The organism is Paenibacillus chitinolyticus NBRC 15660, from assembly GCF_000739915.1.
Lineage (GTDB): Bacteria > Bacillota > Bacilli > Paenibacillales > NBRC-103111 > Paenibacillus_F > Paenibacillus_F chitinolyticus.
In genome coordinates, this window is the sequence record NZ_BBJT01000003.1 from 385,410 (window position 1) to 397,972 (window position 12,563).

The 12,563-nt window shown below is 54.1% G+C and carries 14 protein-coding genes; 9 read left to right on the forward strand and 5 right to left on the reverse strand.

Annotated elements, in window-relative coordinates:
• Positions 1-5: 5 nt before the first annotated feature.
• Genes PCH01S_RS06950 through PCH01S_RS06960 form a run of 3 tightly spaced genes read left to right on the forward strand, consistent with a single transcriptional unit; the run spans position 6 to position 3,399 of the window.
• The gene (locus tag PCH01S_RS06950; RefSeq protein ID WP_042227964.1) at positions 6-1,655 is read left to right on the forward strand and encodes a DHA2 family efflux MFS transporter permease subunit; all 1,650 of its coding nucleotides are present in this window, start codon (positions 6-8) and stop codon (positions 1,653-1,655) included.
• Between the two features lie 45 nt (positions 1,656-1,700).
• Positions 1,701-2,237, forward strand: a complete 537-nt coding sequence (locus tag PCH01S_RS06955) for an NAD(P)H-dependent oxidoreductase (RefSeq protein WP_042227966.1) — start codon at positions 1,701-1,703, stop codon at positions 2,235-2,237.
• 25 nt (positions 2,238-2,262) lie between these two features.
• A complete protein-coding gene (locus PCH01S_RS06960) occupies positions 2,263-3,399 on the forward strand; it encodes a hypothetical protein (RefSeq protein ID WP_042227968.1) in 1,137 nt (378 codons plus the stop codon).
• A gap of 99 nt (positions 3,400-3,498) precedes the next feature.
• Here the strand turns inward: PCH01S_RS06960 and pdxK are convergent, their stop codons facing one another.
• The 4 genes from pdxK to PCH01S_RS06980 form a co-directional block, all read right to left on the reverse strand.
• Entirely contained in the window at positions 3,499-4,311 is an 813-nt protein-coding gene (gene pdxK, locus PCH01S_RS06965; protein ID WP_042227970.1) for a pyridoxine/pyridoxal/pyridoxamine kinase, read from the reverse strand.
• Positions 4,312-4,535: 224 nt separating this feature from the next.
• The gene (locus PCH01S_RS06970; protein ID WP_042227971.1) at positions 4,536-5,063 is read right to left on the reverse strand and encodes a hypothetical protein; all 528 of its coding nucleotides are present in this window, start codon (positions 5,061-5,063) and stop codon (positions 4,536-4,538) included.
• A 132-nt stretch (positions 5,064-5,195) separates the two neighbouring features.
• On the reverse strand, positions 5,196-6,185 hold the full coding sequence (gene mgrA / locus PCH01S_RS06975; protein WP_042227974.1) for an L-glyceraldehyde 3-phosphate reductase: 990 nt from the start codon (positions 6,183-6,185) through the stop codon (positions 5,196-5,198).
• Between the two features lie 338 nt (positions 6,186-6,523).
• Complete coding sequence (locus PCH01S_RS06980; protein WP_042227976.1) at positions 6,524-7,189, reverse strand: YjgB family protein; 666 nt, start codon at positions 7,187-7,189, stop codon at positions 6,524-6,526.
• Between the two features lie 264 nt (positions 7,190-7,453).
• Between PCH01S_RS06980 and PCH01S_RS06985 the strand changes: the two genes are divergently transcribed.
• The 4 genes from PCH01S_RS06985 to PCH01S_RS07000 all read left to right on the forward strand — a co-directional run bounded on the left by PCH01S_RS06985 (position 7,454) and on the right by PCH01S_RS07000 (position 9,211).
• Positions 7,454-7,816 (forward strand): VOC family protein, encoded by a 363-nt coding sequence (locus PCH01S_RS06985; protein ID WP_042227977.1) that lies wholly within the window; start codon positions 7,454-7,456, stop codon positions 7,814-7,816.
• A 197-nt stretch (positions 7,817-8,013) separates the two neighbouring features.
• Complete coding sequence (locus PCH01S_RS06990; RefSeq protein WP_042227978.1) at positions 8,014-8,487, forward strand: DUF2975 domain-containing protein; 474 nt, start codon at positions 8,014-8,016, stop codon at positions 8,485-8,487.
• Between the two features lie 16 nt (positions 8,488-8,503).
• Complete coding sequence (locus PCH01S_RS06995) at positions 8,504-8,983, forward strand: DUF2975 domain-containing protein (RefSeq protein ID WP_042227980.1); 480 nt, start codon at positions 8,504-8,506, stop codon at positions 8,981-8,983.
• A gap of 9 nt (positions 8,984-8,992) precedes the next feature.
• The gene (locus tag PCH01S_RS07000) at positions 8,993-9,211 is read left to right on the forward strand and encodes a helix-turn-helix domain-containing protein (RefSeq protein ID WP_042227981.1); all 219 of its coding nucleotides are present in this window, start codon (positions 8,993-8,995) and stop codon (positions 9,209-9,211) included.
• 116 nt (positions 9,212-9,327) lie between these two features.
• On the opposite strand, the gene PCH01S_RS07005 is transcribed toward PCH01S_RS07000, so the two are convergent.
• Positions 9,328-10,560, reverse strand: coding sequence for a WD40/YVTN/BNR-like repeat-containing protein (locus tag PCH01S_RS07005; RefSeq protein ID WP_042227982.1), 1,233 nt, complete (start codon positions 10,558-10,560; stop codon positions 9,328-9,330).
• A gap of 371 nt (positions 10,561-10,931) precedes the next feature.
• On the opposite strand from PCH01S_RS07005, the gene PCH01S_RS07010 reads away from it, so the two are divergent.
• Positions 10,932-11,801, forward strand: a complete 870-nt coding sequence (locus tag PCH01S_RS07010) for a cation diffusion facilitator family transporter (protein ID WP_042227983.1) — start codon at positions 10,932-10,934, stop codon at positions 11,799-11,801.
• Between the two features lie 82 nt (positions 11,802-11,883).
• The gene (locus PCH01S_RS07015) at positions 11,884-12,534 is read left to right on the forward strand and encodes a hypothetical protein (RefSeq protein WP_042227984.1); all 651 of its coding nucleotides are present in this window, start codon (positions 11,884-11,886) and stop codon (positions 12,532-12,534) included.
• Positions 12,535-12,563: the final 29 nt, after the last annotated feature.

Here is a 12,563-nt window from a genome sequence, read left to right on the forward strand (position 1 = left end):
AAGGAATGTCTGAAACAAAAGCATTAGTTGTCTATAAGGAGAAAGAACCCGAAGAAGACATGACGAAGCATCGTGGTACGGTGCTTCTCGTTTTAATTCTGGGTGCCTTCGTCACCATTCTTAATCAGACGCTTCTCAATGTGGCCCTGCCCCATTTGATGAATGATTTCAACGCGTCTGCGGACACCATTCAATGGCTGTCCACCGGTTACATGCTGATTAACGGGATCATTATTCCGATTTCCGCATTCCTGATCGGTACGTTTACGACCCGGCAGCTATTCATCTCCGCGATGATTTCATTCACCGTCGGCAGTTTGATATGCGGCATGGCGCCGAACTTCACCATTATGATGATCGGCCGTATCGTACAGGGCGCGGGCGCCGGTATTATTATGCCGCTCATGATGACCGTTATTCTGAACATCTATCCCCCTCAAGTAAGGGGACGTGCCATGGGTATGATCGGGATCGCCATGTTCTTTGCTCCGGCGATCGGCCCTACTCTGTCGGGCTGGATTATCGAGCACTGGACTTGGAGAATCTTGTTCTACGTCGCCATGCCGATTGCCATCCTCGATATTATTTTTGCATTCCTTGTGCTGAAAAACGTCACGAAAGTAACGAAGCCCGTATTCGACTTCCTCGGATTCGTTACGTCGACGATCGGTTTCGGCTCGCTCCTGTACGGAATCAGTGAAGCCGGCAGCAAGGGCTGGGGTTCCGTTACGGTCGTCTCTACCATTGTCATCGGCATTGTCTTTATCGCCCTGTTCATCGTTCGCGAGCTGACCGCCAAAAACCCGCTTCTGAATTTGCGGGTTTTCAAGTACAACATGTTTTCTCTCAGTACCGTCGTCAGCTGTATCGTGAACATGGCCATGTTCGGAGCTTCTATCCTCGTTCCGATCTATGTCCAAAACATCAGAGGGTACAGCCCGATCGAAGCGGGTCTGCTTATGCTGCCCGGCGCGCTTCTGATGGGGGTCATGTCGCCTATTTCAGGCGCCTTGTTCGACCGGTTCGGCATCAAGCCGCTCGCCTTTATCGGCCTTACCATTACGGCCATCACAACTTGGCAATTCGCCCATCTTAATGCGGATACGACCTATTCGACCCTGATGTGGCTGTACACGATCCGCATGTTCGGCATGTCGTTCATTGCGATGACGATTATGACGACCGGACTCAACCAACTGCCGAGAGAGCTGGCCAGTCACGGCACGGCGGCATCCAATACGGCGCGCCAGATAGCTTCTTCGATCGGTACGGCAGTTCTGGTTACCATCATGACAAATCGCACAACCTATCATGTCGGACAATATGCCAACGACCTGTCTTTATCCAACCCGAACTACAATCCGTCAGGGCTGGAAAGCATGGGCGCGGCATTCGCCCAACAGATGGGCCAGTCCCTTGCGGCAGGCAAAGCGTATGCCAGCCAGATGCTGTACGGGCTCGTTACGAAGCAGTCTACGATTCAAGGTATCAATGACGCCTTCGTCGTTGCAACTGGACTCACGATTATCGCATTGGTTGTCTCCTTCTTCTTCCGCCGCGTCGCTCACGGCAAATCCGCCAAGAAAAAATTGGCCGAGAAACCGGCAGAACCGATTGAATTGACGGATTCGAGAGGGCAAACAGCGCGGGTGTAACATCCGCGCTTTCTCATTTGATCTTGTCAGGAAAGGAAGTCTATTATGAAAATTTTTGTAGTTTACGACAGCGAGAGCGGCCATACCGAAGCGCTTGCCCGCTCCATCGCGGAAGGCGCCGCCGCTCATCCGGAGGCCGAGGTACTCCTCCGCCACGTCAACGAGGCGCAAATCAGCGAGCTGGAAGACGTGGATGCGATCATCTGGGGCTGTCCGGGCCATTTCGGTACGATCAGCTCCGGGCTGAAGAGCTGGATCGATAAGCTCGGCTACATGTGGGCCAAAGGCGAGCTCATCGGGAAAGTCGGCGCCGCGTTCTGCACAACGGCGACTGTCCACGGCGGCATCGAAATGACGCTTTGGAACTTGATTACACCGATGCTCCACAACGGCATGATCATCGTCGGCCTGCCGAGCAACGTACCGGAAAATGTGCTTTACGGCTCCTATTACGGCGTCGGCATCACTTGTCCGGTCGAGGCGTCCAAGGATGCCCCTCCCAACCTGCCGACCGAGTCGGATCTGGCTCTGGGACGCGCCCTGGGCAAACGGGTTGCCGATATCGCCCAAAAGCTAGCTTAAAGCGTTAAGGAAAGGATGATACCCGTTGGACTTATTTTATTTTCTGGCCATTGTGGTCATCGGCCTTCTGGTGCTCATCCCGGTTAACTTGAAGTTGTTCCGCAAGTCGGCGCAAAGCCAGCAGCCGGAGAAACCGGCCGAGGAGCCAGCTTCCGGTAGCCGGGTCAACAACTTAACGGACGGACACGCTCCCGAAACCGCCGGGCCGCATGGAGAAGTTCCTTCTGTACATGCCGGAGCGGAAGCCGCTGCGCCTGCAGCCGCTCCGAACCTTGCGGACGCGGCCCGTGCCGGCACGCATCCCGAGAGTCTGGAAGAAGATCGCGCACCGGAAGTGACCGTTCCGGGCGCTTCTTCCAGGGAGCCGGATCCCGCCCCCGCACGGCCGGGCACGGCTGCCGCTTCCGCTCCTGCTCCCGTAGAGCAGGAGGAAGCACGCTTCGCCCCTGCGGCCGAGGAGACGGCTTCCTCCGCGCAGCCGGAGGCCGAGCCGGAACTGCCTCCGCGCAGCCAGCGGCACGCGGGCCACACGCACGGCCGCAAAGCGTCGCTGCGCGGCAGCAGCATCCGTCCGGGTGCGCAGACACCGCGCGCCGAGGCGCCGCTGCCGGCGGAGCCGCCGCATGAAGCGGCCGAGCCGTCCGCAGCCGGAGCGCTTTCCGAGGACGCCGCAGGAATCAGCGCTGCAGCCGCGGCCGCTTCCGCCGGGGAAGCGCCGCGGCTGCAGCTGCACCCGTTCGCGGACCGCAAGCGCAGCCCCGAACCGCCGCACGTGGAAGATGCAGCCAGCCTTCGGGCGGACGAAGCGCCGGCGGAACACCCGGCGCCGTCCGCTCCTGCGGCCGCAGCCGGCAGCACCCCGGCAGCGGATCGCGCACCGTCCGGCGTTCCCGTGCCGCTTGCCGCCGAAATGGGCGCCTCGGCTCACGCGGCCCCGGCCGCAAGGTCCGGATCGGCCGGTGAAGACGGCGGCGTCCACTCGGACGTGGACTACCGCGAAGCGCTTCGCCGCGGACTCCGCCCCGAACCGGAGCCGGAAATCGTGCCGGAACCGCGAAAGGACGAGAAGTACGACGACCGGAAATACCGGGACACGCTGCGGGATATGTTCCGCGAAGCGGCGAAAAACGCCGGAAACGGCGATACGGACAAGCGCAAGTAAGGCCCTGACCCAATAGACGCACAAAAAACCCGCATCCGGAGATTTTCTCCGTATGCGGGTTTTTTTCGATGCAAGCGAGGCCTTAACGATAAAAATTTCTCAGTTTCCGCCGCCGTACACACGGTACGCCGAATGAAGCGTCGGACCTACGTACTGGTTCAGCGGGAACGAATGACGGATCGCTTCGGTGATGAAAGCTTTCGCCGTGCGAACGGCTTCTCTCACGGACTTGCCTTTGGCCAGCTCCGCCGTAATCGCCGCCGAATATGTGCAGCCTGCGCCGTGCGTATTCGCCGTTTCGATGCGGTCGGACTCCAGCAGCTCGAACGTTTCGCCGTCGTACAGAACGTCGACCGCTTTGTCGTGCTGCAGCTTGCCGCCGCCTTTCACGAGCACAAACTTGGCGCCGAGCTTCTTGATCGCCGCAGCCGCTTCCTTCATGTCTTCTACGGTGCGCAGAGGAGCGTGTCCGCTAAGCTGGGCCGCTTCGAACAGGTTCGGTGTCACGATCGTGGAACGAGGCACCAGGACGTCGCGCAGGCTGACAGTCGTCTCGGGATGAAGCGCCTCGTCGTTGCCTTTGCAGACCATAACCGGGTCGATCACGACATTTCCGACGTTCTCCCGGTCGATGGTGCGGCCTACGAGTTCGATGATTTCAACCGAGCCGAGCATGCCTGTTTTCATGGCGTCCACGCCGACTCCGTGAAGAACCGTCTCCAACTGCGGCGCAAGCACCTCAGTGGAAATCGGGAAAACCTGATGGGCCCAGCCGTTGTGCGGGTCCATCGTGACAATCGTGGTCAGGGCGGTCATTCCGTATACGCCGCGCTCCTGGAATGTTTTCAGGTCGGCTTGGATGCCGGCTCCTCCGCTGGTATCGGAACCCGCAATCGTTAATGCTTTGTACATAGTCTTGTCCTCCTTGCGATAAGGTCTTAGGTGTCGAATCCGGGATGCGGTTTATAACGATCCAACTCGAAAATCGTCTACTCTCTATCCTACGGCACGGTGTGAAAATGTGCAATATGCCCGAGAGCCTACAGGAGTCGACAGGTGCTGCCCTACTAAACCGAAAACGAAAAAACCGCCTTTCGGCGGTCTTTCGTGTACCCGCGTTCCTTGAATGGAACACCTTATAGCAAATTTTTGAAATCGTCCGCGGATATGCCCTCTTCCACCGCAAACTCGAAATCGTCCACATCGTAAATCTGTACCGGAATTTCCGCCTGAATGATTTTTTCCACCAGTTCGACCTGATCGGTCAGCATAGGCACTTTTTCGTGCAAGGCGGTCAAAATCAGTTCGGTTTCCACCGGATCGAACGATTCCCCGTAATGAGCGTTGTCCACGGAATTCACAACCGTGAAGGATACCATATCGTTCACGAGGATCGGCGGGCTTTTACGCCAAGGTACAGTCAAGGCCCGTTCGATTTTTTTCTTGTTCAGCGGATCCTCGAAAAAAGTGATCAGCTCTCCGATCATCTCTTTAACATGCGCGTCCTCCTGCGGTTCGGGCATAACCGGCTCCGGGCTGTCCTTCAACTCGTACAACTCGGCAACGGTGGAGTACGGCAGAATATATTCTACCGGACGCCCGGGCACCAGCAGTTGTCCATATATGGCAACCAGGACGGACTCGATAATAAAGCGTCGGCCCATCGTTTCTTCCCCCTTTGTAAATCGGCACAGCCAAAATAGTCAACTACCATCATAACACTTCCTGTAGGGTCCTTCCAGCATTATGGGAATATTTTGTCCGGCCGGGGGTGATGGCAAGGAGCTGCTCTCTCTTCAGGCAAGCACGGATTCGATCAAGGCCAGCTCTTCCTCGGAAAAGTCGAGATTGGCGACAACGGCCGCGTTCTCTTCGATCTGGCCGGGCCGGCTTGCGCCGATCAGCGCCGAGGTCAGGCGTCCCTCTCTCAGCACCCAGGCAAGCGCCATCTGGGCCAGAGTCTGCTTGCGGTCGCCGGCGAGCTCGTTCAGCCTGCGGATTTGTTCCAGCTTCTCGTCCGTCACGTCTTTTTCTTGAAGAAAGACCGACGGTTTGGCCGCGCGTGAATCCGCCGGGATTCCGCCCAAGTATTTGGTCGTGAGCAGCCCCTGCGCCAGTGGGCAGTAAGCAATACTGCCGACGCCATTGTCCCGCAGCACGTCCTGCAGGCCGTTTTCGATCCACCGGTTGAACATGGAATACGACGGTTGATGGATGAGCAGAGGCGTCCCCAGCTCTTTCAGAATGCGGATCGCATCGGCCGTCTGTTCCGCCGTATAATTGGACACGCCGACATAGAGCGCTTTGCCTTGTCTGACCATCGAATCCAGCGCCATCATCGTTTCTTCGAGCGGCGTTTCGGGATCGAAGCGGTGGGAATAAAAAATATCCACATAATCGACCCCCATCCGCTTCAGGCTCTGATCCAGACTGGCCGTCAGATTTTTGCGCGACCCCCATTCTCCGTAAGGGCCTTCCCACATAAGATAACCGGCTTTCGAAGAAATGATGAGTTCGTCCCGGTAAGGCGCAAGGTCCGTTTTCAGAATCCGGCCGAGATTCTCTTCCGCCGAACCCGGGGGAGGCCCGTAATTGTTCGCGAGATCGAAATGGGTAATTCCCAGATCAAACGCTTTTCTGATCATCGCACGGCCGTTCTCATAGGAATCCGATCCGCCGAAATTGTGCCAAAGGCCCAGCGAAATAACCGGCAGCTTCAAGCCGGAGCGGCCTGCCCGATTGTAAACCATCGAAGCGTAGCGATCTTTATCCGCCAAGTAATGCATGAATATTAGCACCTCCGAAGATTGCGTGATAGAAACGCCTCAGGTACTGCGGAACTTTTTGCAAAGCTCCGCAGTAAGTCGGTACATTCAAACATACGCATAAACATTTACGTTAAAAGTGTTCCCCCTTACCCCACCCCAATGAAACGCATTGCATGAAGAAAGCTTGTGCTCCCCCTGTCTCATGTTGTTCCCTCCTTGGGCAAAGGCTCTGTACATTGAAATTCGCCCGCAAGCTTCATTTACCTGCCGAAGCGCTACATATAAATCAGGTTAGAATTTAAAAAAAGAAGCTGTCCCTTCATCACTTTCGTGACTTCGGGGCAGCCTCCTGACTTTTATCCGGCCATCAGATTTTTGGCATCTTGGGGACTGTAAACCGAGATGTGATCCACCTTGCCGGTCGATTTAGGGATAACGAATTTCAACTGATACTGGCTTCCGGCTCCGTACGTATAAATCGTGTCGTCGCCGTTGACCGTTACTTCCGCAGGCTCGCCGAGCGTCTGTTTGATATCCGCCAGAGCAAGCTGCTGTAGCGCTTTGTCATAGGAACGGACATCGAAGATCAGCATCCCTTTGTTAAAGCCGAAGGTCACTCCGCGCTTCGAATAGGTCGCATACTGGCCTTTTCCCGCGCCTTCCTGCTTGTCGGGCTTGCCCCATTTCTTCTCTACGTCGTCAAAAAGTCCCGTGTGGGCGGCATATTCCACGCCCGCAATCTGACCTTTGCGCGCCAGCTCCATGATTCCTTTAACTTGCGCGGCTTTATCGGAACCGGTCGAGCCTCCTTCACCCGGCTTGGCCGTTGGAACCGGGGCCCCGCTCGGTTCCGGGCTTCCGCTCGGACTTGCAGACGGGGTCGGTGCGGCGGATACGGTCGGCGCGGCCGTGGGACTGGGCGCGGGTTGCGACTCCGAGCCACACGCCGACAGGGCAAGCGGCAGGGACATAACGGCTGCCATCATCAGCATACGGCTTTTGTGCGTTAAGTTTGAGTTCATGGCTTCAATCACTCCTCGGATCGTTTCAGGGAGTTGCGCTCCCCTTTCTTTTCCGGGCTGCGGTCGGCGGATCGAACATGTACCGGGTCCGGTTTATGGCTTGCCGGGCCGGTTCCGGCTTCGGATCAGTTCGGCGTCCGGTTCGGCCGATTCCGCTAACTACCGGTTCTCCCTGCCGATTTGATCTCGGACGGGAGCTTGACTATACTATAGGCTGGATACACCATCCAGATCCTATGTCGAGTATACTCCAGGAGGACAACCATGATCAAACAAGCGGGCACGATTGCGGTTTATGTGGATGACCAGCAGGCATCCCTCAAATTTTGGACGGAACGGGCCGGGTTCGCCGAAGTGGCCAACCATCCGATGGGTCCGGATGCGGCTTGGATAGAAGTGGCGCCGCCCGGCGCCCAGACACGCCTCGTGCTTTATCCTAAGGCCATCATGCCGGGGTGGGAAGAGCAGAAAGCCGCCGTCGTTTTCGAATGCGACGATATTCAGGAAACCTACAAGACGTTGTCCGCCAAAGGCGTCCGTTTTCTGGAAGCGCCGAACCAGATGCCATGGGGAACCTACGCGCGTTTCGAAGATATCGACGGGAACGAATTTTTGCTGAAACAATAGAATTTCAGGAGAATCCGGCTGAACCATCCGGCCGCACAAAAACACCCGCCTTTACGGACGGGTGTTTTTTATTTTTGTCAAAACCAAAAGGATACTTCAATAACAATAATAATAAAATGCAATACAATATAAAATTATTGTAAAACGATAAATCATTTGCTAAAATCATGTTGTCATAAATAAGTGAGGTGTTTTAAATGAATGTTAAACGAGGTTCGACCCATTTCTTAAAGGTAATTATTTTTCTGGCTGGAATTGCAGTGCTTGCTTTGTGTATCTATTGGTTGCCTGAAGCAACGAGGAGAGATGCCCTAGCAAATCCAGATTACCATTACCAGGTTTACCCCTTTTTAGTATGCGCGTATGGAATCTGTATTACGTTTTCTGTTGCAATGTATCATGTTTTTAAGCTATTAACTTATAGCGAAAGGAACAATGCTTTCTCCGAGTTATCCCTCAAATCTTTGAAGGTTATAAAGAGATGTGCCTTTACTGTCATTTTCTTCATTTTGTTAGTGCTAGTAAACTTAATGGTGCTTGCTAAAACCACAGGAGATGACGCAGCGGGTCCGATATCGCTAAGTCTAATGGGTATTTTTGCAACAAGTATTGTTGCAGTCATTTTAGAAGTTCTTCAAAAACCAATAAAAAATCTCCTGGATAAAAAATAAAAAAGAGGTGTTATAAATGAAAAAAGCATCCACATTGTTTTTAAAATTAGCGGTTATTCTTATGGGGATTCCAGTTCTTGCTATGTGTATATATTTAGTGCCTAATGTAGCGAATTTTGCATCCGAATTATACCCAACTATCGCTTCAATGAAATATCTCGTTTTCATCCTTATGTATGGAGCGGCTATCCCTTTCTATTTTGCTCTCTATCAAGCTTTCAATCTTTTGCGTTATATGGATAAAAGCAAATCATTTTCGCAATTATCAGTACATGCATTAAAGAATATAAAACATTGTGCGATTACCATCAGCAGTTTATATGTATTAGGCATGCCACTCATTCATTTTATAGCAAAGAAAGTTGACCCTCCTATTGGATTATTGGGACTCATCATCATTTTTTCTTCGTTGGTTATCGCCTTTTTTGCTGCTGTCCTACAACGGCTTTTGCAAGAAGCGATTAACATAAAATCAGAAAATGATTTGACGGTCTGAGGTGAGGATATGGCAATTATTATTCATATTGATGTGATGTTAGCAAAACGGAAAATGAGCGTAACGGAGCTTTCGGAGAGGGTTGGAATTACTATGGCAAATCTTTCCATTCTGAAAAATGGGAAAGCAAAAGCGGTTCGTTTTTCAACATTAGAAGCGATATGTAAGACTTTGGATTGTCAGCCAGGTGATATTTTGGAGTACAAAAGCGACGAAGACACTCAATAAAAACAGACAACTAATTAATTTAATTAACGGGTAAGATAGCTTAATAAACCGCCCTTTACGGGGCGGTTATATTTTAGTTTGAAAAACAACATTGAGAATTAACATAGCCTTATTTTTTATAAAACGGACCACGATTTGCCGCCGTCTTTGGTCTGTACAAGAACGGACCTCTTCTGATCCTTCGTTTCGAGAAGAATCCAGCCGACATTTTCCGAAACAAATTGGAGCTGCGTCAATTGAGGATATTTGCTCCATGTTCTGGACAAAATTTTGTCCTCGTTCAGCGGTGCCCACGTTTTACCTTTGTCGGACGTATGGTAGACGATATTTTTATCCAGGTACCACCCGTCGGTCTCGCTCAGGAAAAAAGGCAGCGTGAAGGCGTTGGACTCTTTGTCGGTTCCGACTTTGAAAGGCGCGTAACTCCAGTTGACGCCCCCGTCGTCTGTGAACAAGCCGTGGAACTGATCCGCCTCGCTGCTCGGGCAGCTGAACGGAATCCAGCCTTTGCTGCGGTCCGATCCGAAGAATACCGGTTGGAGCACGTCCACAACCTCGCAAGCTTCGCTGCTCCGGGCCGCGGCGATCACCTTACTTTCCTTCCAGGTCCGCCCGCCGTCCTCGCTCCGGTACATTTTGGGCTGTCCTTTCACTTCCATGGAGAGCCAGCCTGTCCGCAGATTCTGAAAAGTCAGCCCGGTAATGGTCCCTTCCTGGGGAAGCTGGGCATCGGCGGCCCGCTGCCAGGTCGATCCTCCGTTGGAGGTGGAATACAGGATGCGGCCGGAGTCCGCCTTGGACGGGTCCGTGATGCTGAGCATCCAGCCGTTCTGCGGCGTCTGAAAATCCAGCACGACGGGATTCATCTGTTCAGGCAGATCCACGGCTTTCCAGCTTCCTCCCCCGTTCTCCGTCTGCCAGATCGTGGACTGCTTACCCTCCAGGTCGCTGCGGACGATCCATCCTCTCTGCTTGTCGAGGAAGGATATCGCTTGCCCGTAGCCCGGCGAAAATTTAAAATTACCGGCTGACGGCGGAGATACGTTCTGCCAAGTCTGCCCGCCGTCCAGCGTCCGGTACATGCGCAAAGACTGATTCGTCACGCCCCAGGCGTAACCCGTCCTTTCGTCGATCAGATGAAAATCGAGCAGCCTCGTCTGGATCTGAAACTCGGAAGGCGTATCCTTCTTGGTATCCGCTCCCGGTTTTGCCGTCGGCTGCGGTTCCGGAGTCACCGTAGGTTCCGGCGCCTGCGGCGCTTTGGCCTCGTTGGAGCCGGTACTCAGGCAGCCGCTTAACATGCCTGCAAGCAGCAGGCCTATCAGGAGCAGGGTGCTTCTGCGAATCATGCTGATACCTCCTTACCGATCAAATACAACCCTTTGTATCACTCACTTGGTGGGCCTGTTGGTCGGCCTCTTTGTATGCCGTTTTGCCGGCAATCGGCGCATTTTTTAATGGATAACATCCCTCTATAAAATTTCGCGGGGTTAAATACCTCACTCTATTGTAAAGAATTTTTCGCTTTCATTCCACCCCTCGGCGAATAAGGTGCCTGAACAGCGCGCCTTTTTCCTCTCTACGAAAGTTGTCCGGTACCAACATAGTGGACCCGGCCCATGTTTTCAGCCAGGGGTAAACACTGTTTCTCTAGACCCACACGGGTATCGTCCGGTACGATAGAAGTCCAGAACTAAGCAGGGCAATGGAGGCAGCGCAAGTGGAAGCATACAACGACTTAAAACAAGGCGAACGGGGTGCCTGGACATCCATTGTCGCCTATATCGCACTGACCGTGCTTAAACTCGGTATCGGATACCGGGCCGGTTCGGAAGCGCTCACTGCCGACGGCCTCAACAATGCCACGGATCTGATCGCTTCCGTGGCGGTCCTCATCGGGCTGCGGATCTCCCGCAAACCGCCTGACAGCGATCATCCTTACGGCCACTTCCGCGCCGAAACCATCGCGGCGCTTATCGCTTCCTTTATCATGTTTGCCGTCGGCATTCAGGTATTTATCCAAGCGATAAGCTCTTTCACGGGACCGAAGCTGGAAGCCCCCGGCATGCTTGCCGCTTGGGTCGCTTTGCTGTGCGCGGCGATTATGTACGGAGTGTACATCTACAATATCCGGCTTGCCCGCAAGATCAACAACAAGGCGCTGCTGGCCGCCGCTTACGACAACCGTTCGGACGCTTTCGTCAGCCTGGCCGCATTCGCGGGCATTATCGGCGCGAGGCTCGGGCTTCCCTGGCTCGATCCCGTCGCGGCCGTTCTCGTATCCTTGCTGATCTGCAAGACGGCCTGGGGCATTTTCATCGATGCCGCCCACGCCTTAACGGACGGCTTCGACGACAAGAAGCTGGCGCTCTATAAACAGACGATTGCCGGCACACCCGGTGTGGAAGCCATCGAAGACGTCAGAGCCCGCGTTCACGGCAATCAGGTGCTTCTCGATGTCGTGATCGTCGTGGATCACCAGTTGACCGTCGCCCAGAGCCACGATATCGCGGAGGACGTGGAGCAGCGGATGCTCCGCAAGCACAAGGTCGGTCATGTGCATGTGCACGTCGAGCCGACCCCGATGTAAACCGGGACGATTATCTCTTGAACTTCACGCTGCGTCATGTGTTATTCTCCATGCATAGCCATGAAGCAGAGGTGATATTCGGTTGTTAGATTTTATTTTGCAGTATAAGTGGGCGTTCTTTATCGGGGGAGAAGCGGTTTTCTGGGGCAGCATCGTGTGCTTTCTCCTGCTTCGCTACGTCTGGAACTACCGGAAACTGAGCAAGGTGTTTATCCTGTTGTTCCTGCTGAGCGATTTGTGGATGGCGACCATCGGCTACCTGGATTACAGACGGACCGGACAATTCGAGACCTTTCAGCTGGTGATCCTGATCTTTCTCGCTTACGCGCTGTTCTTCGGACGGGGCGATCTGCGCAAGCTGGATGCCTTTATCGCCGGAAAGACGGCCAAATGGCGGGGCATACCGGAAAACGAACTTCCTCCCCCGGAGCTTAAATTAACGGGAGCCGCACATACACGCCGCGAGCTGAGAAATTTCTCCGTTCATTTCATTCTCTATGCCGCCGTTACGGCCGTCCTGATCGTGACGTACGGAATTTTGCCTGCGGGATCACTCCCTCCCGAACCTTCGGGTCCGCCGGCACTCCGCCTGGTCTTGGCAGGCATCGTGAACCACGAGACTGCGGCCTCCGTTTTGAAAGTATGGAGTCTCATTCTGGCCGTTGACGCCGCCATTACGTTGTCGTATGTCATTTTTCCCAAAAAGCCGAAAAAGACCGCGACTCCGGGATAGCTTGTTTCCGCGATGTGGCCGTTATAAAG